The organism is Pandoraea fibrosis (genome assembly GCF_000807775.2).
Classification (GTDB): domain Bacteria; phylum Pseudomonadota; class Gammaproteobacteria; order Burkholderiales; family Burkholderiaceae; genus Pandoraea; species Pandoraea fibrosis.
Window position 1 is genome coordinate 4527201 of sequence record NZ_CP047385.1, and the last position, 21059, is coordinate 4548259.

Below are 21059 nucleotides of genomic sequence, written 5' to 3' on the forward strand. Positions count from 1 at the left end.
GTAACGTCCCGGCGGTGCGGCAGGTTTCGCCGCGCGCACGCCGGGCACGATGTCTTGAAGTCATTCACATCTGCCTTGTGCAGACACTTGCGCGCGTGCGCCGTCGCTTACAACGCGCCGACTTCGCGCAGCGCCGCAATCTGTTGCGCGCTGTAGCCGAACTCCGCGAGCACATCGTCGGTGTGCTCACCCAGCAGCGGCGAGCGCTCCACATGCGTGGGGCTGTCCGAGAGCTTGATCGGGTTGCCGACGGTGAGGTATTTGCCACGCTTCGGGTGATCGACTTCGACGATGGTGCCGGTCTCGCGCAGCGACATGTCTTCCGCGATTTCCTTCATCGAGAGAATCGGGCCGCACGGAATGTCGTACTCGTTGAGAATCGCCATGACCTCGAACTTGGTCTTCGTCATCGTCCATTGCTCGATCGTGTCGAAGATCTCGCGCAGACGCGGCAGACGGGCACGCGGCGTGGCGTATTCCGGATGCTCGACCCATTCGGGCTTACCGATCACCTTGCAGATCGATCCCCACACCGGAGCCTGCGTAATGAAGTAGATGTAGGCGTTCGGGTCCGTCTCCCAGCCCTGGCATTTGAGAATCCAGCCCGGCTGGCCACCGCCTGACGCATTGCCGGCACGCGGCACCGCATCGCCGAACTGGCCGTTCGGGAACTGCGGATACTCTTCCATCACGCGTGCGCGCTCGAGACGCTGCTGATCACGCAGCTTCACCCGGCACAGGTTCAGCACACCGTCCTGCATGGCGGCCAGCACGCGCTGCCCCTGCCCCGTCATCGTGCGCTGATACAGCGCCGTGACAATGCCCAGCGCCAGATGCAAACCCGTGCCCGAGTCACCGATCTGGGCGCCCGTGACCATCGGCGGACCATCGTCGAAGCCGGTCGTCGATGCGGCTCCGCCCACGCACTGCGCCACGTTTTCGTAGACCTTGCAGTCCTGATACGGCCCCGGCCCGAAACCCTTGACCGACGCCACGATCATGCGCGGATTCAACGCGTGAATATGCTCCCACGTGAAGCCCATGCGATCGAGCGCGCCGGGCGCGAAGTTTTCCACCAGCACGTCGCAATCGCGAATCATGCGCTCGAGCACCGCCTTGCCTTCGGGGTGCTTCGTATCGAGCGTGATCGACCGCTTGTTGCTGTTGAGCATCGTGAAGTAGAGGCTGTCCGCATCGGGAATGTCACGCAGTTGCTCGCGCGTGACATCGCCATGACCGGCGCGTTCGATCTTGATCACGTCGGCGCCGAACCAAGCCAGCAACTGCGTGCACGTCGGCCCGGACTGCACGTGCGTGAAGTCGAGAATGCGCACACCTTCAAGTGCCTTGCCCATGGTCGTCTCCGTTCAGCAGGCCGCCAGGGCGATCGCGCCTGGGACAGACACCGAAAGTTGGCTCGCGGCACACGCCGAGGTCTGCTGTGCGTGTGTGCCACACGCGGGGCTGGCTTCGCGCCGGAAGCTGGCGACGGTGAACATGGTTTGTCTCCTCCTGATGCGACGGCGTTTATGTAATCGGTATGCGAAACGTTTCGGTGCGCAGGTCTCGCGGATCTCACGATGGCCGTCGCATCTTCGGGCGCCATGCCTATCGTCGATCGATTGTTGTGATATACGGTATTTCATACACGATATTTTATCAACGGCTTTTTGTTGCCGATGGCTTTTGCTGTGGCGCCGCATAGGAGCCTCAAAAATGACCGAAACCCTCATGAATAAAGGGAAAATGCAGTGCACCATTGCCCTGGGCGAACGGCTTGCCTACGGGTTTACAGGCATGCGAGGTGAACCAGAAATTCGCGCCTCAGTAGGGCCGTTTCATCAAATTGCCTTTCAATATATTGAATACAAAATACCCACGGAACGATCCCGCGCCCTCTTCGCCCGACCAGAATGCAAAAAGCACCGATTCGCGACACCGGCCCCAAGGGGATGTCGCGAATCGGTGCTTCGTCGATGTTCAGGTGACGGCAGGACGCCGTCGAGCGATCAGCCTGCCGTGGCCGCCAGCTTGGCCTCCAGTTCGGCCAGGCGCTTGCGCAACTGACGGTCCTCCTGGAAGCGTGCCGTCTCGTCGCGGATCACCGCGACGATGCCGGTCACTTCGCCGTCGGCACCATGCAGCAGCGCTACCGTGAACGCGATCGACAGGCTCCGGCCGTCCTTGTGCGCGGCAGGCACTTTCAACAGATCGCTGCCGTACTTCGTCTGCCCGGTCTCCATCGTCTTGGCATAGCCTTCGTTGTGACGCGTGCGCAGCCGCTCGGGAATGATGATGTCCAGCGGCTGACCGACAGCTTCGGCCGCTGAGAAACCGAACATCTTTTCTGCGCCGGAATTCCACAGCGTGATGACGTTGTGCGGATCGGCGACCACGATGGCGTCGCCTACCACCTGCACCAACTGATTGACGTCGACGGATGCACTCATGATGTCTCCAAGACTTTTGTGGGGAATGCGCCTGGCATGACTACCAAACATGCAAATAAAGTACATCAATTAGAGGACAACACAGTCCCGAAAATGAAAATGGGTGCTCGCTCCGAGCGGAGCCGCACCCATGAACACCGTCTCGCGCTCGCACACGCCGTCGCCACCCTGGGGCGGCTTCAGCGCGTGCGACGCACCGTACGTGTGTCGAACTTACACCGAACGCGACGAATGCAGGTTCGCGATCTGGTCCTTGCTGTAACCCAGCTCGGCCAGAATCTCGTCGGTGTGCTCACCCAGCAGCGGCGAGCCCGTGATTTCCGGCTTCAGGCCCGAGAACTTGATCGGGCTGCCAACGGTCAGGTACGAACCACGTTCCTTGTGCGGCACTTCCACGATCGTGCCCGAAGCGCGCAGCGACGGATCGTTCGCGATTTCCTTCATCGACAGCACCGGTGCGCAAGGAATGTCGAACTTGCGCAGGATGTCGACCGCTTCGTACTTCGTCTTGTCGGCAAGCCACTCTTCGATGGTCGCGAAGATGTCGAAGATGTGCGGTTGACGGGCTTGTGCCGTGGCGTAGTTCGGATCGGAGATCCATTCCGGCTTGCCCAGCGCGCGGCAGATCGGCTCCCAGGCGTGTCCCTGAATCGTGAAATAGATATACGCGTTCGGGTCCGTCTCCCAGCCCTTGCACTTGAGCACCCAGCCCGGCTGGCCGCCACCGCCTGCGTTGCCGCCACGCGGCACCACGTCGCTGAACTCGCCATGCGGGTACTGCGGATACTCTTCGAGGTAGCCGACACGATCCAGACGCTGTTGGTCGCGCAGCTTCACACGGCACAGGTTGATCACCGAGTCCTGCATCGAGACGGCGACCTTCTGACCGCGGCCCGTCTGACCACGGCCGATGAGGGCCGTCAGAATGCCGATCGCCAGGTGCATACCGGTGTTGCTGTCGCCGAGTGCGGCGGCCGACACCGTCGGGGGACCGTCCCAGAAGCCGGTCGTCGAAGCCGCACCGCCGGCGCACTGCGCCACGTTCTCATAGACCTTCAGGTCGTCGTAGTGGTGACCGTCCGAGAAGCCCTTGACCGATGCCACGATCAGCTTCGGATTCAGTTCGTTCAGACGCTCCCACGTGAAGCCCATGCGGTCGAGCGCGCCCGGAGCGAAGTTTTCGACGAGCACGTCCGATTCCTTCACGAGCTTCTCGAGCACTTCCTTGCCTTCCGGCGTCTTCGTGTCCAGCGTCAGCGAGCGCTTGTTGCTGTTGAGCATCGTGAAGTACAAGGCATCGGCGTCGGGGATGTCGCGCAGTTGGCTACGCGTGACGTCGCCCGAACCGGGGCGCTCCACCTTGATGACGTCCGCACCGAACCAGGCCAGCAACTGCGTGCAGGCGGGGCCGGCTTGAACGTGCGTGAAGTCGATGATCTTGATACCTTCGAGGGGTTTGCTCATGTCATGTCTCCTTGATTGACTCGGATTACTTTTTCATCGCCGCGCTTTGCGGATTCAGATTCGTCAGACGGCCGCTTTCGGTGCCCGCAGCTTCGTCGATGACGGCGTTAATCAGCGCCGGCTTGCCTGCCGCGATAGCTTCCTTGAGCGCGTTCGTCAGTTCTTCCGGCGTGGTGACGTTGTAACCAATGCCACCGAAGGCTTCGATCATCTTGTCGTAGCGCGCGCCCTTCACGAACACGGTCGGTGCCACATCCTTGCCGCCCGTCGGATTGACGTCGGTGCCGCGATAGACGCCGTTGTTGTTGAAGATGATGGTGGTGACCGGCAGCTCGTAACGGCAGATGGTTTCGAGTTCCATGCCGCTGAAGCCGAACGCGCTGTCGCCTTCGATGGCCACAACCGGCTGACCGCTCGTCACGGCAGCGCCGATGGCAAAGCCCATGCCGATGCCCATCACGCCCCACGTACCCGAGTCGAAGCGCTTGCGCGGCTGGTACTGGTCGATGATGGCGCGGGCGTAGTCGAGCGTGTTCGCGCCTTCGTTGACGAGATTGATGTCCGGGTGCTGCTTGAGCACATCGCGAATCGCGCCGAGTGCGCTGTGGAAGTTCATCGGCGACGGATTCTGGGCAAGCGTTGCCGCCATCTTGGCCAGGTTCTTGTTCTTGCGCTCGGCAATGGCGCCAGTCCACTCGGCGGACGGCTTGCCGAACTTGCTGTCGACACCGGCGAGCAGTGCCGACACGCACGAACCGATATCGCCGATGACCGGCGCGGCAATCGCGACGTTGCTGTCGATTTCCGTCGGCGAAATGTCAATCTGCACGAACTTCTTCGGTGCCGAGCCCCACGTCTTGCCCTTGCCGTGTGCGAGCAGCCAGTTCAGGCGCGCGCCGATCAGCACGACGACGTCGGCCTCTTGCAGCACGAACGAGCGCGCGGCCGATGCCGATTGCTCATGCGTGTCGGGCAGCAGCCCCTTGGCCATCGACATCGGCAGGTACGGAATGCCGGTCTTCTCGATGAGGGCACGGATGTCGGCATCGGCCTGCGCGTAAGCCGCGCCCTTGCCCAGCAGAATCAGCGGACGCTTGGCGCCCTTGATGACGTCGAGCGCGCGCTGGACGGCATCCGGTGCCGGGATCTGACGCGGTGCGGCGTCGATCACGCGAATCAGCGAGTCCTTGGCCTTTTGTGCGTCGATGGTCTGCGCGAGCAGCTTGGCCGGCAGATCCAGATAGACGCCGCCAGGACGGCCGGACACGGCCGCACGAATCGCGCGGGCCAGGCCAACGCCGATGTCTTCGGCGTGCAGCACACGATATGCCGCCTTGCAATACGGCTTGGCCGCATTGAGTTGGTCCATCTCTTCGTAATCGCCTTGCTGCAGGTCGACGATCTCACGCTCGCTCGAACCGCTGATCAGGATCATCGGGAAGCAGTTGGTCGTCGCGTTGGCAAGTGCCGTCAGGCCATTCAGGAAGCCAGGTGCGGAGACGGTCAGGCAGATGCCGGGCTTCTGCGTCATGAAGCCGGCGATGGCGGCCGCGTGGCCGGCATGTTGTTCATGGCGGAAGCCGATGAAACGCATACCTTCGGCTTGCGCGAGGCGGGCCAGATCGGTGATGGGAATCCCCACCAGACCGAAGATGGTGTCGATGTCGTTCGCTTTCAGGGCATCGATGACCAGATGGAAGCCATCCGTCGTTTCTGCCTCGGACACGATGTTCGCGTGTCGGCTGGTGTCTTTGAGCGTGTCGCCCGCGGTATCGTTTTCCGCCTTGCCGACTGGCACGGTCATCGCAATGGACATAATTCTCTCCTCCAAATTTTCCGGTTTCAGTGTTGCGTCGTCTTGTCTGACGATTAGTGGGTATTCCTGTACTGCTTCTCTACTTGCTCACCCGGCCGTGCAACCGCACCCGCGAGGGCACGGATTGCACGCCGGTCAAACATTTCTCTAATCAAGCCAGCCAGTCTGCTTCTTCACATCGTCAGTGCGCGTTACGTGGTGCTGCGGCTCAGATCCGCAGCTTTCACGACCGGCTCACTGGATTGCGCCTTGAAATCACTCGCGTAACGCTGCGCCAGACGGGCACGCATCGGCTTGAGGACGAACAAGGCAAGGAAGGCAGCGAAGGCATTCATGGCGCAGGCGACCATGAACACGGCCTGCCAGCTACCGGTCATCGAGGTGATGACACTGGAGAAGGGCACCAGCAAAGCGGCGGTCCCCTTCGCGGTGTACAACATCCCCGCATTGGTAGCGGCATACTTCGAGCCATACGTATCGGCGCAGGTCGCCGGGAACAAGCTGTAGATCTCACCCCAGGCAAAGAACACCAGACCGGTCAGCAGCACGAAGGCCACCGGATGCTGGCCATACTTCGCCAGTGCGTAGATCCCCACGGCTTCCATCGCAAAGGCGATGAACATCGTGTTTTCGCGACCGATCTTGTCCGATATCCAGCCGAACACCGGACGCGTCACCCCGTTGAGCACACGGTCGATAGCCAGTGCGAAGGTGAGTGCGGGCAGTGTGAGACCGAGAAGCGAGACAGGTGCCTGATCCAGACCGTAGTCCTTGGCAATCGGGCCGAGCTGTGCCGTTGCCATCAGACCGCCGGCGGCCATCAGCACGAACATCAGATACATCAGCCAGAACACCGGGGAGCGCATGACTTCCGTCGGCTTGGCGTTGTAGCGCATCGCGCCGGGCGCCAGCTTCTTGAGCGCTTCGATCGATGCGGGCGGACTGGCGAGCGCCAGACCCAGCACCAGCACGATGATCCCCTGTCCCAGCCCGAAGGTCAGGAAGGTGTTCTCGTAGCCGCTCGACTTGATCATGTTGGCGATCGGTACCACGGTCAGTGCCGAACCGGCGCCGAAACCGGCAGCGGTAATCCCTGCGGCAAGACCACGGCGGTCCGGGAACCACTTCAGCGCGTTACCCACGCAAGTGCCATACACCGCACCAGCGCCCACGCCACCCACCGCCGCTGCGAAATACAGCATCGGCAGCGAGGATGCATAGGCATTGAGCACCCATGCGATACCGCACAACAGACCACCCCCGACCACCACCGGGCGCGGGCCGAACTTGTCGACCAGATACCCTTCGATCGGCACCAGCCAGGTTTCGGTCACGACGAAAATCGTGAATGCCACCTGAATGGCGGTACGGCCCCAGTGATACTTTTCATCGATCGGGTTGACGAACAGCGTCCACCCGTACTGCAAGTTGGCGATCATCGCCATGCAAATCACGCCGAACACGAGCTGAACCCAAGGGCTCGCGAACACGGATTGTTTGCCGTGTTGATTTGTCGTCTCCACTTGTACCTCCTCCATCGGTTTCCAGTTGTTTGGCAGCTTCACAACAACAACACCTTCCGGATGGGGTCTATGCCCCCTGGGTATGCTTTACGAGGTCTTCGCCTCGTCGACTTGTGTCTGATGCTCACGGGAATCCATTGCCTTTCCCGTAAATATACCGAACGAAATATACGATATATCAGATATAAGTCAACACTAATTTATCGCTGTCCTCGCTTTCCCCCTCGCGTGCCGAAGTCGTTTTCGTCCATTGCAGCGAAAACAACTACGGCACGCGAGGCACTGTCCTAAGTGGCGGCTAGATACAGTAACGCCACTGTAGGACGGAGCGGCGCAACAACGCAATGCGAAAACACTAAGGAGTTAACCTGATCCGCGAAGCCTGCCAGATAAGGCGCTCAGCCCTTTTATATCGGGCTCCTTGCTATTTTTTAAAACCAGCACAAGGCGATATTTTTGTGAATTTTTCTCACAAAATGTCCATGTGCCTGGCGGCCCGCCCTCGCTGTAACACACCGTAATAATTCACTCATCGGAAGCCGAAAGCGTTTTTCGAGGCGCTCTTCATGCCGGTCGCGCTCACACATCGGCGCCACAATTTTCCGGAGCACCTGCGGGGAAACCATGACGGCAATCGCCCGGAGAATGCTTGGCGCTCCTCGCCTTGTGATATACGATATACAACATTTGGTATTAGAAAAATAAATGGCCAGTACCAGGCCCCAGGTTTCGATTGACCTTTGGAGGGAGAGACTTCATGAAGATTTGCATCTATGGCGCTGGTGCCATCGGTGGCTATCTCGGTGTGCAACTCGCGCGCGCCGGAGCCGATGTCAGCCTGGTGGCGCGAGGCCCGCATCTGGCGGCCATGCGCGAACACGGACTCAAGCTGCTGATTGACGGCGAGGAACGCGTCGCCCAGTTGCGTTGCACGGACGATCCGCGCGAACTCGGTCCGCAGGATTACGTGATCATCGCCCTGAAGGCGCACTCGGTCCCTGCGGTACTCGACGCGATGCAGCCATTGATCGGGCCGAACACGGCCGTCGTCACTGCCGTGAACGGCATCCCCTACTGGTACTTCTACAAGCATGGCGGCGCGCTCGAGGGCTCGACGCTGGAAAGCATCGACCCCGGTGGCCGTCAGTGGCGTCAACTCGGGCCGGAGCGCGCCATCGGCTGTGTGGTCTATCCGGCAACCGAAGTGGTCGCGCCGGGCGTGATCCAGCACGTCTACGGCAACAAGTTTCCGCTGGGCGAAGCCAGCGGCGAGCGCACCGAACGCGTGGAGAAACTCTCGCAGTTGATGATCGCCGGCGGACTCGACGCCCCGATCCGCGAGAACATCCGCGACGAAATCTGGCTCAAGCTGTGGGGCAACCTCTGCTTCAACCCGATCTCCGCGCTCACCCACGGCACGCTCGACATTATTGCGAGCGACCCGGGCACGCGAGCCATCGCCCGCGCCATGATGCTCGAAGCCAAAGCCATCGGCGACAAGTTCGGCGTGCACTTCCGTGTCGACGTCGAACGCCGCATCAACGGTGCCGGGGCGGTCGGCGCGCACAAGACGTCGATGCTTCAGGACCTTGAGCGCGGCCGCGCCATGGAAATCGATCCGCTCGTCTCTGTCGTCCAGGAGATGGGGCGTCTCGCCGGCGTGCCGACGCCGACCCTCGATGTCGTGCTGGCACTCATTCAGCAACGCGAATTCATGACGCAACCCGACGCCGTTGCCGCTGCGCAGGCACGACTGGCCAAAGCCGCCTGAGTCTTACGCCATTGGTTCGTTGATTTGAGATGGCGGCGTGCGGGGCGCGCAACGGTGTCCCGCCGGATGATTCGACGCTATCTATATAGAGAGCAGAAAAATGGACGGCACGGTCAGTGAAACGGATCGCGCCGCCACCCTGCCCCGCAAGCGCTCAAACGTGCCGCCGCCGGTCTCCCGGTCGCGGCCGATTTTTTGCCGAAGACCGCCGGTTTGTCCGGCCGATGCAAGCAATACCGGATGTGGTTTCGCGGCAACGCAATAACCCTCATTAGCCTCACCCCGGGAGCCTGACCGCTTCCCTCGAAAACCGGACGCGCCACCCGCGTCCCGAAATCCGCACTAATGTAAGCCCGACGGACATCTGAGGAGGTGCACTGCCATCATCAATCCCATGAACACTATCGGAAAAAGAGACAAATTCAGGCAGCCGACACGCAAGGTGACGTAAGGAACGTCCCGAAAAACGATAAATTTTGATATTCGGTATGTGGTATATCTTGAGACTTGTTGCGGCGCGACATACAATGCAAAGCAAGTTCTCCCCCACATTACGACCGTTAAACATTTATCAGGAGTGTCACCATGTTAGTCGCTGCGCTTACTCTGCTTGCCCTTGCTTCCGCACTTGCTGCCGGTGTTGCGATGGTTCACCTCTTCGTCGCCCTGCCGGCCTCGATGCTCGAAAAGGCCGAAACGAATGGCCGTTTCGCTTATGTCGCGGAAACCACGCGGGCAAACGAATCGGGTAAACTCGTGACCAAGCCGGCAACCATCGTGGGGCAACAAGCATTGCGCCTCTGAAGGGGCCGTAATACCTAGGAGACTATTGCATGTCCCTGATCACCCCAACTCCGGCGCGCGTGACTCCACTCGTGCTGGAGCCGATCGACACCACGACGAGTTTTCGCAATCAGGCGTATGCGCTGCTGAAAAAAGCCATCGCCGATGCCGATATCTATAACCAGAAGGAAGAAATTCGCCTGGATGAGCGTCAGCTCATCCAGGTGCTTGGCGTTTCGCGCACGCCGATTCGCGAAGCCATGACCCTGCTGGAACAGGAAGGCTTTCTGCGAACGGTGCCGCGCCGGGGCATTTTCATCATCCGCAAGACCAAGCGTGAAATCGTTGAAATGATTCAGATGTGGGCCGCCCTCGAAGGGATGTCCGCGCGATTGGCCACGTTGCACGCGAGCGACGAAGAAATCGCAAAGCTGCGTCATTTGTTCGACGAATTCGTCAATGCACCGCCGACGGATCATATCGAAGAGTATTCGGACGCGAACATCGACTTCCATCAGGCGCTGATCAATCTCGGCGGCTCGCAAGCCATCGCCAACACGATCAAGAACCTGTTCATTCATGTGCGCGCCATCCGCAAGGTGACGATCGCTCAGAATGACCGGGCCGCACGCTCGATCGTCGATCACCTGAAGATCATCACCGCGCTCGAAAAGCGTGACACGGAACTCGCCGAGAAACTCGCGCGCGATCACACGTTGGGCCTGGCTGCCTTCGTGGAAGAGCACTGCGACTTCCTCGAGTAATCGAGTCACCTTAGCGTTAGCCAGCAGCGTCGTCCGGCAACGGACGACGCCAGTCGAAGAGCCAGTGGCATGCGAATGTCGCTGGCTTTTTCTTTATCCCGGTAGCCCCGCCTCCCGCGCACGGCCCGGCGCCGTCCACGCGCCGGTCAACGTCCGCCGACCTTCCTCCCCCTCGACTTCGGGTAAACGAGCCTGCCAAACCGGGCTTCAATCTATTGCACGTATACCGTATATCATATATCGTGTTTCACATACTGATGCTTCGCCACACGGGCGGCAGCGGCCTGCCGAGCGATCCAAAACGTGTGACGGGGCACCGCCACACGTTGGGTGAATCGATGGGTGGCGAGCGGTTTTCGAGTCGAAGGGCTCGCAGGACCGAAGCGTTGACCAAAGTTAACGGAAGTAAGCAACGGGCGAGAGGCCGAACCCGTGCGGCATATGGTGGGGGCTATGTGCCGCATGCTCTTCCGGCGCCGCGCTGATCGCTAGACCCGAGCAGCGTCGCCGGATGTGACCATTGGGCCTCTCGCCCCGGGGCAGGACAAAAACAGATAACCCATACCCTCAGGCGCACCGTTCCCCACAGTGCGCCAAACAGGAGACAACAGCCATGCGCGAGGCTTTTTCCATCGCGACGGTGCAAGCGATTCTGGATGCTCATGCGGCTCAGGAAGGCCCTCTTCTGCCGATCCTCCATGACGTTCAGGAAGCTTTCGGCTACGTACCCCCGGATGCCGTGCCTGTCATCGCCAACGCCCTCAATCTCTCTCGCGCCGAAGTGCATGGCGTGATCACGTTCTATCACCACTTCCGCACCAGTCCGCCGCCGCGTCACGTCGTGCAGATCTGTCGCGCCGAGGCGTGTCAGAGCATGGGCGCCGATGCGCTCGTCGCGCATGCGGAACGTGTGCTGGGCTGCGCCATGCATAGCCACGGCGGCGATGTCGCCCTCGAGCCGGTGTATTGCCTCGGACAGTGTGCGACGTCGCCCGCCATCACGATCGACGACAAGCTGCACGCGCGCGTCACCCCCGAGAAATTCGACCGTCTGGTCGCCCGCGCCAAGGATGCCGCATGAGCCAGTCCTCCACTTCCGCCAAGACGCCTGCAACGGTTGGCAAGACCGGCAAGGTGCGCCTCTATCTGCCGCGCGACTCCGCCGCCCTCGCGCTCGGCGCCGATGACGTCGCCGACGCCATCGCCGCGCAAGCGGCTCAGCGCGGCATCGAGATCGAACTCGTGCGCAACGGTACGCGCGGCATGCTCTGGCTCGAGCCCCTGCTCGAAGTCGTGACACCGGCAGGACGCGTTGCCTATGGCCCGGTCGAGGTCGACGACGTGGCCAGCCTCTTCGATGCCAACGTCACCGCCGGCGGCGATCACCCGCTCGCGCTCGGACTCACGGAAGAGATCCCGTATTTCAAGAAGCAGGAACGGCTGACGTTCGCCCGCGTGGGCGTCACCGACCCCGTGTCGGTCGACGATTACGTGGCGCACGACGGCTATCGCGGCCTGCGCAACGCCCTCGCGCTGGATGGCGCCGCCATCGTCGCGCAAGTCACCGAGTCCGGCTTGCGCGGACGCGGCGGTGCGGCGTTCCCGACCGGCATCAAATGGAAGACGGTGCTCAACACGCCGGCGGCGCAGAAATACATCGTCTGCAACGCCGACGAAGGCGACTCGGGCACGTTCGCCGACCGCATGCTGATGGAAGGCGATCCGCTCGTGCTCGTCGAGGGCATGACGATTGCCGGTATCGCAGTGGGCGCCACGCGCGGTTATATCTACGTGCGCAGCGAATACCCGCATTCCATCGACGTCCTCAACGAAGCCATCGTCAACGCCAACAAGGCGGGCTATCTCGGCGAGAACATTCTGGGCTCGGGGCACACGTTCCATCTCGAAGTGCGAAAAGCGGCAGGCGCCTATGTCTGCGGCGAAGAAACCGCACTGCTCGAGAGCCTCGAAGGCAAGCGCGGTGTCGTGCGCGCCAAGCCGCCGTTGCCCGCCATCGAAGGTCTCTTCGGCCTGCCGACGGTCATCAACAACGTGATTTCGCTGGCCTCGGTGCCGATCATCATGGATCGCGGTGCGGAGTTCTACAAGAACTTCGGCATGGGACGCTCGCGCGGCACGTTGCCCATTCAGCTTGCCGGCAACATCAAATACGGCGGCCTGATCGAGAAGGCATTCGGTGTGACGTTGCGCGAGATCCTGTACGACTACGGCGGTGGCGCCATCACCGGCCGCCCGCTGCGTGCCGTGCAGGTCGGTGGCCCGCTCGGCTCGTATCTGCCCGAATCGCAATGGGATACGCCGCTCGACTATGAAGCGTTCGCTGCGCTCTGGGCCGTGCTGGGTCACGGTGGCATCGTGGCGCACGACGACACTGTCGACCTGGCCAAGCTCGCGCGTTACGCGATGGAGTTCTGCACCATCGAATCGTGCGGCAAGTGCACGCCATGCCGTATCGGCTCGACGCGTGGCGTCGAAGTGATGGACCGGATCATCGACGGACGCGACCGTCCGAAGCAGATCAAGCTGCTGCGCGACCTGTGCGACACGATGCTCGCAGGCTCGCTGTGCGCCATGGGCGGCATGACGCCCTACCCCGTGCTGTCTGCGCTGAACCATTTCCCCGAAGACTTCGGCGCGGCCGAACCGTCGAATCTGCCGACCAAGGCCGCCTAGGAGAGTGCCCACCATGATGGACCCGATGTTTGAAAAGGATTACGGCACCCCGCGCCGCGAATCGACGAAGGAAGTCACGCTGGAGATCGACGGCGAACAGGTCACGGTGCCCGCAGGCACGTCGATCATGCGCGCGGCGTCCGAGAGTGGCGTGAATGTGCCCAAGTTGTGCGCCACCGATTCGCTCGAGCCGTTCGGCTCGTGCCGTCTGTGCCTCGTCGAGATCGAAGGCCGTCGCGGCTTCCCGGCGTCTTGCACAACCCCCGTCGAGCCGGGCATGAAGGTGCGCACGCAATCGCCGAAGCTCCAGGAACTGCGCAAGGGCGTGATGGAGCTGTACATCTCCGACCACCCGCTCGACTGCCTGACGTGCGCCGCAAACGGCGACTGCGAACTGCAGGACATGGCCGGTGTGACGGGCCTGCGCGAAGTGCGTTACGGCTTCGACGGCGCCAATCACTTCGACACCCAGAAAGACGAGTCGAACCCCTACTTCACCTACGACGCCTCGAAGTGCATCGTGTGCAACCGCTGCGTGCGCGCCTGTGAGGAAACGCAGGGCACGTTCGCGCTGACGATCTCGGGACGCGGCTTCGAAGCCCGCGTCTCGCCAGGTCAGGACCAGCCGTTCATGGACTCGGAATGCGTGTCGTGCGGCGCCTGCGTGGCCGCTTGCCCGACCGCGACGCTCCAGGAAAAGTCGGTCATCCATCTCGGTCAGGCCGAGCACGCCAAGATCACCACGTGCGCGTATTGCGGCGTGGGTTGCTCGTTCAAGGCGGAGATGAAGGGTAACGAAGTCGTGCGCATGGTGCCGCACAAGGACGGTCAGGCCAACGAAGGCCACGCCTGCGTGAAGGGCCGCTTTGCCTGGGGTTACGCCACGCACAAAGACCGTATCCTGACCCCGAAGATTCGCAAGAAGATCACCGATCCGTGGCAGGAAGTGTCGTGGGACGAAGCGCTCGATTACGCCGCGTCGGAGTTCAAGCGCATTCAGGCCAAGTACGGACGCGACTCGATCGGCGGCCTGGTGTCGTCGCGTTGCACGAACGAAGAAGACTACCTGGTGCAGAAGCTCGTGCGCGCCGCGTTCGGCAACAACAACGTCGACACCTGCGCCCGTGTGTGCCACTCGCCGACCGGCTACGGTCTGAAGGCAACGCTCGGTGAATCGGCCGGCACGCAGACGTTCAAGTCGGTCGAGCAGTCGGACGTGATCCTCGTGATGGGGGCGAATCCGACTGACGGCCACCCGGTGTTCGGCTCGCGCATGAAGAAGCGTCTGCGCGAAGGCGCCAAGCTGATCGTGATCGACCCGCGCCGCATCGATCTGGTCAAGAGCCCGCACATCAAGGCCGAATTCCATCTGCAACTGCGTCCGGGTACGAACGTCGCCATGGTCAACGCCATCGCGCACGTCATCGTGACGGAAGGCCTGATGGCCGACGCGTTCATCGCCGAGCGTTGCGAAGACCGTGCGTTCCAGCAATGGCGCGAGTTCATCGCGCGTGCCGAGAACTCGCCCGAAGCCACCGAAGCGCATACCGGCGTGCCCGCGCATCTCGTGCGCGACGCCGCACGACTGTACGCCACGGGCGGCAACGCGGCGATCTACTACGGTCTGGGTGTGACGGAGCATGCGCAAGGCTCCACGACGGTGATCGGCATTGCCAACCTCGCCATGGTGACCGGCAACATCGGCCGCGAAGGCGTGGGGGTGAACCCGCTGCGCGGTCAGAACAACGTGCAGGGCTCGTGCGACATGGGGGCATTCCCGCACGAACTGCCGGGCTACCGGCACGTGTCGGACTCGACGGCGCGCGCGCTGTTCGAAGCCGAATGGGGTGTCGAGCTGCAATCCGAGCCGGGGCTGCGTATCCCGAACATGTTCGATGCCGCGCTCGCCGGCACCTTCATGGGGCTGTACTGCCAGGGCGAAGACATTGTCCAGTCCGACCCGAACACGCAGCACGTGACCCACGCGCTGGAACAGATGGAATGCATCGTCGTGCAGGACATCTTCCTGAACGAAACGGCGAAGTACGCGCACGTGTTGTTGCCGGGCTCGTCGTTCCTGGAAAAGGACGGCACGTTCACCAACGCCGAGCGTCGCATCTCGCGTGTGCGTCAGGTCATGCCGCCGCGCGCCGGCTACGCCGATTGGGAAGTGACGATTCAACTGGCCAAGCGTCTCGGCTACGAGATGAATTACTCGCATCCGTCGGAAATCATGGACGAGATCGCTCGCCTCACGCCGACGTTCAAGGGCGTGAGCTACGAGAAGCTCGACCGGATGGGTAGCGTGCAATGGCCGTGCAACGAAGACGCACCGGAAGGCACGCCCGTCATGCACATCGACGAGTTCGTGCGCGGCAAGGGCAAGTTCCTCATCACGCAGTACGTGCCGACGGACGAGAAAGTCACGCGCCGCTTCCCGCTCATTCTCACGACCGGGCGGATTCTGTCGCAATACAACGTTGGCGCGCAGACACGTCGCACCGACAACAACCACTGGCACAGCGAAGACCGCCTCGAACTCCATCCGCACGATGCCGAGGAACGTGGCATCAAGGACGGCGACTGGGTCGGCATTCAGAGCCGTGCCGGCGAGACCGTGTTGCGCGCGATCATCAGCGACCGCATGCAGCCGGGCGTGGTGTACACGACGTTCCACTTCCCGGAGTCGGGCGCGAACGTGATCACCACCGACAACTCGGACTGGGCGACGAACTGCCCCGAGTACAAGGTGACGGCAGTGCAGGTCACGCCGGTGGCTCAGCCGTCGGCATGGCAGCGTCAGTACTCGGACTTCAACCGTCAGCAGGAGGCGTTCCTCGGACACGCCCACGGCCAGGCGGAAGCCAGCACGAGCTGAGTCGTCAAAGGAAGCAAACGCGCGCCGCGTCGACGCAGATCTGCGCAGTCGGCAATCTCGGCGAGGTGCGCGCGGTAACGGACAATCCGCGTCCGGCGCCGGAGCACTCCGGCGGGCTTCACCGTCTATTGCCAGAAGACGGTGCGGCGGACGCGAGATTGGCCACGCAACGCAGCCAGTCACACGGCATCACACCGACAGAGAACGATTTCAGGGGACAGAACAGATCATGGACACCGACAACCTGGTCAAGATGGCCAATCAGATCGGGGACTTCTTCGAGACGATGCCCGATCGCGGCGAAGCGCTCGAGAACATTGCAGGCCACCTGCGACGCTTCTGGGCCCCGCGCATGCGCATGACGATTCTCGAACACCTCGAAGCCACCGACGGGCACGGCATGCGCGAGATCGTGGTGGCGGCGATCACGACGCACCGCGCCGAACTCTGGCCACGCGGCTAAGCCGTGTGACGCTCGGTAGCGCAGACTGCTACGCGCCCAGCTTGATGAGTACCGCGCCGCCGACCACGAGGCTGCATGCCACGAGGCGGCGGGCGTTGAGCTTCTCGCGCAGGAACAGCCAACCCAGCAACACCGCGAAGATGGCGCTCGACTCGCGCAGCGCCGACACGACACCCATCGGCAGGTATTGCAGCGCAAAGACCACCATGCCGTAGGCGCACTGCGCCACGATGCCCGCGCCCAACGCCTCCGTCACGCGGCGGCGCGGCGCGAGAAACATGCCGCGCCATCCGCCACGCCATGTCCACACTGCGCCCACGAGCGGCACGCTGGCGAACAGGTAGGCCCATGCGATATAGCCGAAACCGTTGCCCGTCGACAGGCGCACGCCGAAGCCGTCGACAATCGTGTAAGCCGCGATGAACACCCCGGTGAGCAATGCCGCAGGCACGCTATCGCCCGACAGGCGGCGCCCGCGCAATGCCAGCGTCAGAATGCCGAGGCAGATGCAGGCGATCCCTGCCACGGCCATCCAGCGAGGCAACTCCCCGGCAAGCAGCAAGGCCGCCCCGGAGATCAGCAGCGGGGAAATGCCGCGCGCAATGGGATAGATTTGCCCGAACTCGCCCACGCGATACGCACGAATGAGCGCCGCCGTATAAGCCACCTGCGCGCAGGCAGAGAGCAGGATGAGCGGCCAGACCTGCACGGGCGGCAGCGGCAGCCACAGCACACCGACCACCGCCGTGAGCAATTGCGGCACGGCCATCATGCCAACCTGCCAGAGACGATCGGGACTCGCGTGGAGAAACGCGTTCCAGGTGGCGTGCATCAGGGCTGAGAGCAGCACCAGCAGCACGATGGGCGTGGTAGTCATGGCGATCGAACGCGGCGGGAAGGTGTCGGAAGACGGCTAACACGGCACGCTTCCGGTAAGGGGCAAAGGGCGTATTGTCGCAGCGCGGGGAGTGTCGACATAGAGCCAGCGCTTCGGATTCCCACAGGGCCAGACGATTTCACCATCCGCCGCTATCGCCGGCTATCGGCTGTCGGCTATCGCCAACGAAACGAGCGAGCCATTGCTTCGGGTAGCGAAGGACAGCCAGCCGGCGGGTGAGGCATAACCACCTCGAAAGTTGTCCACACCCTTTGTGGATAACCCACTGGATAACCTGCCATCGCCTTCCCGAATGCCCCATGAACAGGGGCTGTCAAGATCCTTGCCCAAAAAACGATCAGCAACGGAACAAATATTCGGCTTGACGGTCTGCCCCCTCCCTGCTCAAGCGCCATTCCCCTGGTTTGCCGACGCATCGGGGTCCTGCCGGATCGATGCATCGGTCTTGCCGTTGGTATCGGGCGGCGACTGCGGCACGCTGCGCAGCGCCGCCACCACCTGACTCTGGCCGAGCACTGCCTCGGGCGCCTGCTGCAAGGCCAGCCGGTAGCGTTCGCCGAACTCAGCGTCAGTGTTGCGGAAAAGCTTGGCGGCTTCGTCGGCGAGCGCAATGCCCGCGTCGCCCAGTGGCGGCGTCTGCTCGAGCCATTCGTCGAGGGCGACGATCAGCCGCGAGAGCGGATCCAGCCAACGAAACCAGGCATCTTCCGTCAGCAACTGCACGAAGCGTCCGGTCGGCACAGGTCCGAAGACTGCTTCGTATTGCTGACGATCGTTCGCAATCAGCACCTTGTGCTGGGCGAGCAGCGCCGCGCGCAACGCCTGCATGGCGGCGATCTGGGCAGCGGAGGCTGGTGTGATGTCGGTCGGTTCGGTCATCTATCGCCCCGTGAACGTCAGAAAGGTTAAGAAACGGAAATGGAAAGTGTCTGACATGGACTTTAGGACTTGGCCCATAGCCAACAGACGTCTGGATCACGATACTACACGGGTCTCGCAAACACCTCGCGAGATCAGGCTTTCACTTCCCCGTGGGAGGCCTGCTTCCTCACCCGCCCATTCGGCGGGTTTTTTTTGCCCGTTTTCTTTTGCCTGCTTCCTTCACGCTTCCTTCACGCTTCCTTCATGCTGCCGAGCTACCGCACCGGCACGCCCGCGTTGCGCCCGCCTTTCATTTCCTTCCCGCGGTATCCGATACGTCGACGCCATTTCGTTTATCATCGGCAGCGCTCTGGCCCGCCTACCGATATGACCTCCGCCCTGCGTTCCAAAACCATTGGCGTCATGGGTTCCGGCAAACAGCCGTGGACCGAACTCGCTGCGCCCCTCGGACGCGCACTCGCGCTCGCCGGCTACCATCTGCTCACCGGTGGCGGACAGGGCGTGATGTCCAGCGTGAGTGAAGCGTTCTGCGCCGTACCCGAGCGCGCAGGACGCTGTATCGGTATCGTGCCGACCGAGGCCGTGACTGCCGGAGACGAAGGTCTGACGTTCCGCCCCCTGCCCGGCTACCCGAATCCGTTCGTGGAAGTGCCCATCGTGAGCCCGTTACCGCGCCATCTGCCCGACGCGCCCGCCGGTACGCTCTCGCGCAATCACATCAATGTGCTGTCGAGCGACGTCATCGTTGCGTTACCCGGCAATCACGGCACACGCGACGAAGTCGGGCTCGCCGTGCATTACGGCAAGCCCGTCATTCTGTTCGGGGAACGTGAGCACTTCGCGGACATGCCCGCTTCGCTCGTGCGAACGGTATCGCTCGATACCGTGATGGACTTCGTCAGAACGGCACGGTGAGTTTCGCGTCGATCGACTGGAAGCGATACGACCAGCCCGGCGGTCCGCTCGACGCAGGCATCCAAGGCGCGTTCAACCGCTGCATCACCGACAGATCGAGCTTCGACGTGCCCATATAGTGGGTGTGGCTCAGTCCCACTTCGGCGTAACTGTCATACGTGTGGATGGCGTTCGGGTCTTCGGTGCGACTGCGGTTGTAGCGAAGTTCCAGCCCTGTCGAACCATTGGCGGTGAAGTCGAACGCACGGCGCACACGCCACTGCAATGTCTGTGTCTGCGTGGTGCCGGCGGCGATCTGGTCCGTGGCCGCGTTGGTCTTGCCGGTGATCCCCACGGTCCAGTCCGCGTCGATCGGCAACGAGTAGTTGGCCGTGACATCGCGGTTCGTTGCATCACGACGCGCGTTCTGCAAGTCCTGACTCAGTGTCGTATTGAACTTGCCGTACATGCCCAGCGGGTTGTTCATCAACAGGTTCGCCGTGCCCTGCATCTTGCCCGTGGTCGTCATGCCGCTGTTGTTCATGCCGACGTTGAACTGATACGGCTGCTCGTTGAACACCTGAAAACCCACCGCGCCCTCACCGGGGGTACGACTGCGCGTGGCTTGGAGCGGTAACTGCTCTTCGCGCATCACCAGTCCCCGGCTCATCAGCATGCGCAGGTTCCGGTTCGCCAGACTCTCGTGACGCGGCATCCCCCGCAGGCACGAAGCGCGCGCGAGGAAAGCGTTGGGCGGCGCGACCTCAGGGGCCGGCGGGGGATCGCTTGCCGCCGAGGCGGCAGAGGCTGCGCCGTCCAGATCCACAGCGACGATCGCCGTGCCATCGGCACTCAATTCCGGCGCGACCGCAAAATCGGCGGCAGGCAAGGGAGGCGACGGCGGCGAGGCAGGCGTGACGTCTGCTAGCGCTGCGCTCGCGGCGCCCTCGGCACCCGGCGTCATCTGCGATGGATCGGCGTTCGAGGCGTTCGGCACCAGCGCCGCCGAGCCGGTCTGCGGCGTGGCGACGGCGCCCGCCGCCGCCCGCTCAGCGGCCTCACGATCGACGGCAGCGGCAACCGCGTTCGGATCGGCGCCCGCAAACAAGGCGATCGGGTCCGACGCAGCCCCCGGGTCCTGCACGACAGGGGGTGGCGGCGGAGGCGGCACGAAATACTGAGGCGCAAGTCCGCGATCCCACAATCCGTAGGACACGGCGTTCTGCTCAGTGAAACATGGCGGATTGGGGTCCGAAAACAATTGTGCGTGCGCAAGCACCGGAACTCCGGCGCTCAGGCACGCGGCCAGCAGGAGGCGACTCCGCACGGCCGGCTTTACCGACGACATTCGACACCTGAAATCCCACCCCACGCTGATGCCGCCCAACGGCGCCGTGCGCCGTGTCCGACATGAGGAGGTGTTTTAGCGACAAGGGGTTATTTTACGTCGATCGAATGACGCGCTGCCAGTCACAAAATGTCGGGAACTCTTTCCCAACATCGCCACTCATATCGCGTGACTTCCCCTGTAGTGATTTTTGCCCGCCTCGTGCGGGCATTTTTATTGGGTCACGCAAACGACACACGGGCGCCGGAAATTGCCGAGCCGTCGACGCACTTTGCGCCCATTCACAAGACAGACGCCCCGCTTCGATTTCACATCATAAAAAAAGCCCGGAAAACGCATTCCGGGCAATGGTCGATCGCCATGGAGGGGCGACCGAGGGGGGGCCAGCGGGTGCCGGACGATCAGATCCGGCACCGGATTCAACGGGCGAC

General features: G+C 62.3%; 16 protein-coding genes. 8 read left to right on the forward strand and 8 right to left on the reverse strand.

The annotated features are described in order from the left end of the window. Nucleotides 1-107: 107 nt before the first annotated feature. The 5 genes from frc (PI93_RS20025) to oxlT all read right to left on the reverse strand — a co-directional run bounded on the left by frc (PI93_RS20025) (nucleotide 108) and on the right by oxlT (nucleotide 7268). On the reverse strand, nucleotides 108-1355 hold the full coding sequence (gene frc / locus PI93_RS20025; protein ID WP_039366690.1) for a formyl-CoA transferase: 1248 nt from the start codon (nucleotides 1353-1355) through the stop codon (nucleotides 108-110). Between the two features lie 654 nt (nucleotides 1356-2009). Beyond that, a complete protein-coding gene (locus PI93_RS20030) occupies nucleotides 2010-2450 on the reverse strand; it encodes a PAS domain-containing protein (RefSeq protein ID WP_039366693.1) in 441 nt (146 codons plus the stop codon). 213 nt (nucleotides 2451-2663) lie between these two features. Beyond that, the gene (gene frc, locus PI93_RS20035; protein ID WP_039366697.1) at nucleotides 2664-3914 is read right to left on the reverse strand and encodes a formyl-CoA transferase; all 1251 of its coding nucleotides are present in this window, start codon (nucleotides 3912-3914) and stop codon (nucleotides 2664-2666) included. A 25-nt stretch (nucleotides 3915-3939) separates the two neighbouring features. Then, entirely contained in the window at nucleotides 3940-5730 is a 1791-nt protein-coding gene (oxc, locus tag PI93_RS20040) for an oxalyl-CoA decarboxylase (protein ID WP_201278404.1), read from the reverse strand. Nucleotides 5731-5921: 191 nt separating this feature from the next. Further along, a complete protein-coding gene (oxlT, locus tag PI93_RS20045; protein WP_052240439.1) occupies nucleotides 5922-7268 on the reverse strand; it encodes an oxalate/formate MFS antiporter in 1347 nt (448 codons plus the stop codon). A gap of 742 nt (nucleotides 7269-8010) precedes the next feature. Here oxlT and PI93_RS20050 point away from each other — a divergent pair. From PI93_RS20050 to PI93_RS20080, 7 genes are all read left to right on the forward strand, one after another. Next, nucleotides 8011-9024, forward strand: coding sequence for a 2-dehydropantoate 2-reductase (locus PI93_RS20050; RefSeq protein ID WP_039366699.1), 1014 nt, complete (start codon nucleotides 8011-8013; stop codon nucleotides 9022-9024). Nucleotides 9025-9609: 585 nt separating this feature from the next. Then, the gene (locus tag PI93_RS20055) at nucleotides 9610-9828 is read left to right on the forward strand and encodes a hypothetical protein (RefSeq protein WP_039366701.1); all 219 of its coding nucleotides are present in this window, start codon (nucleotides 9610-9612) and stop codon (nucleotides 9826-9828) included. 29 nt (nucleotides 9829-9857) lie between these two features. Continuing rightward, on the forward strand, nucleotides 9858-10571 hold the full coding sequence (locus tag PI93_RS20060) for a GntR family transcriptional regulator (RefSeq protein ID WP_039366703.1): 714 nt from the start codon (nucleotides 9858-9860) through the stop codon (nucleotides 10569-10571). Between the two features lie 613 nt (nucleotides 10572-11184). After that, a complete protein-coding gene (locus PI93_RS20065) occupies nucleotides 11185-11652 on the forward strand; it encodes a formate dehydrogenase subunit gamma (RefSeq protein WP_039366706.1) in 468 nt (155 codons plus the stop codon). After that, nucleotides 11649-13265: a formate dehydrogenase beta subunit gene (locus tag PI93_RS20070; protein WP_052240440.1), complete on the forward strand. Its 1617-nt coding sequence runs from the start codon at nucleotides 11649-11651 to the stop codon at nucleotides 13263-13265. Before PI93_RS20065 ends, PI93_RS20070 begins: the two co-directional genes overlap by 4 nt. 13 nt (nucleotides 13266-13278) lie before the next feature. After that, nucleotides 13279-16143 carry a formate dehydrogenase subunit alpha gene (gene fdhF / locus PI93_RS20075; protein ID WP_039366709.1) on the forward strand — a complete coding sequence of 955 codons (2865 nt, stop codon included), beginning with the start codon at nucleotides 13279-13281 and terminating at the stop codon, nucleotides 16141-16143. 229 nt (nucleotides 16144-16372) lie between these two features. Next, nucleotides 16373-16606, forward strand: a complete 234-nt coding sequence (locus PI93_RS20080; RefSeq protein ID WP_039366712.1) for a formate dehydrogenase subunit delta — start codon at nucleotides 16373-16375, stop codon at nucleotides 16604-16606. A 28-nt stretch (nucleotides 16607-16634) separates the two neighbouring features. Here the strand turns inward: PI93_RS20080 and PI93_RS20085 are convergent, their stop codons facing one another. Then, nucleotides 16635-17483 carry an EamA family transporter gene (locus tag PI93_RS20085; RefSeq protein ID WP_039366716.1) on the reverse strand — a complete coding sequence of 283 codons (849 nt, stop codon included), beginning with the start codon at nucleotides 17481-17483 and terminating at the stop codon, nucleotides 16635-16637. Between the two features lie 405 nt (nucleotides 17484-17888). After that, complete coding sequence (locus PI93_RS20090; protein ID WP_052240441.1) at nucleotides 17889-18383, reverse strand: hypothetical protein; 495 nt, start codon at nucleotides 18381-18383, stop codon at nucleotides 17889-17891. A gap of 405 nt (nucleotides 18384-18788) precedes the next feature. On the opposite strand from PI93_RS20090, the gene PI93_RS20095 reads away from it, so the two are divergent. After that, on the forward strand, nucleotides 18789-19301 hold the full coding sequence (locus tag PI93_RS20095; protein ID WP_039366811.1) for an SLOG cluster 4 domain-containing protein: 513 nt from the start codon (nucleotides 18789-18791) through the stop codon (nucleotides 19299-19301). Here the strand turns inward: PI93_RS20095 and PI93_RS20100 are convergent. Next, a complete protein-coding gene (locus tag PI93_RS20100; RefSeq protein ID WP_144400216.1) occupies nucleotides 19285-20496 on the reverse strand; it encodes a ShlB/FhaC/HecB family hemolysin secretion/activation protein in 1212 nt (403 codons plus the stop codon). The genes PI93_RS20095 and PI93_RS20100 overlap by 17 nt on opposite strands. Nucleotides 20497-21059 lie beyond the last annotated feature (563 nt).

What these genes read in the sequence shown, in the direction of transcription:
- PI93_RS20095 (WP_039366811.1), top strand. Translation starts at nt 18,789, where the DNA reads ATGGGTTCCGGCAAACAGCCGTGGACCGAACTCGCTGCGCCCCTCGGA.
- PI93_RS20050 (WP_039366699.1), top strand. Translation starts at nt 8,011, where the DNA reads ATGAAGATTTGCATCTATGGCGCTGGTGCCATCGGTGGCTATCTCGGT.
- oxc (WP_201278404.1), bottom strand. Translation starts at nt 5,730, where the DNA reads ATGTCCATTGCGATGACCGTGCCAGTCGGCAAGGCGGAAAACGATACC.
- fdhF (WP_039366709.1), top strand. Translation starts at nt 13,279, where the DNA reads ATGATGGACCCGATGTTTGAAAAGGATTACGGCACCCCGCGCCGCGAA.
- oxlT (WP_052240439.1), bottom strand. Translation starts at nt 7,268, where the DNA reads ATGGAGGAGGTACAAGTGGAGACGACAAATCAACACGGCAAACAATCC.
- PI93_RS20060 (WP_039366703.1), top strand. Translation starts at nt 9,858, where the DNA reads ATGTCCCTGATCACCCCAACTCCGGCGCGCGTGACTCCACTCGTGCTG.
- PI93_RS20085 (WP_039366716.1), bottom strand. Translation starts at nt 17,483, where the DNA reads ATGACTACCACGCCCATCGTGCTGCTGGTGCTGCTCTCAGCCCTGATG.
- PI93_RS20030 (WP_039366693.1), bottom strand. Translation starts at nt 2,450, where the DNA reads ATGAGTGCATCCGTCGACGTCAATCAGTTGGTGCAGGTGGTAGGCGAC.
- frc (WP_039366697.1), bottom strand. Translation starts at nt 3,914, where the DNA reads ATGAGCAAACCCCTCGAAGGTATCAAGATCATCGACTTCACGCACGTT.
- PI93_RS20065 (WP_039366706.1), top strand. Translation starts at nt 11,185, where the DNA reads ATGCGCGAGGCTTTTTCCATCGCGACGGTGCAAGCGATTCTGGATGCT.
- PI93_RS20090 (WP_052240441.1), bottom strand. Translation starts at nt 18,383, where the DNA reads ATGACCGAACCGACCGACATCACACCAGCCTCCGCTGCCCAGATCGCC.
- frc (WP_039366690.1), bottom strand. Translation starts at nt 1,355, where the DNA reads ATGGGCAAGGCACTTGAAGGTGTGCGCATTCTCGACTTCACGCACGTG.
- PI93_RS20070 (WP_052240440.1), top strand. Translation starts at nt 11,649, where the DNA reads ATGAGCCAGTCCTCCACTTCCGCCAAGACGCCTGCAACGGTTGGCAAG.
- PI93_RS20055 (WP_039366701.1), top strand. Translation starts at nt 9,610, where the DNA reads ATGTTAGTCGCTGCGCTTACTCTGCTTGCCCTTGCTTCCGCACTTGCT.
- PI93_RS20080 (WP_039366712.1), top strand. Translation starts at nt 16,373, where the DNA reads ATGGACACCGACAACCTGGTCAAGATGGCCAATCAGATCGGGGACTTC.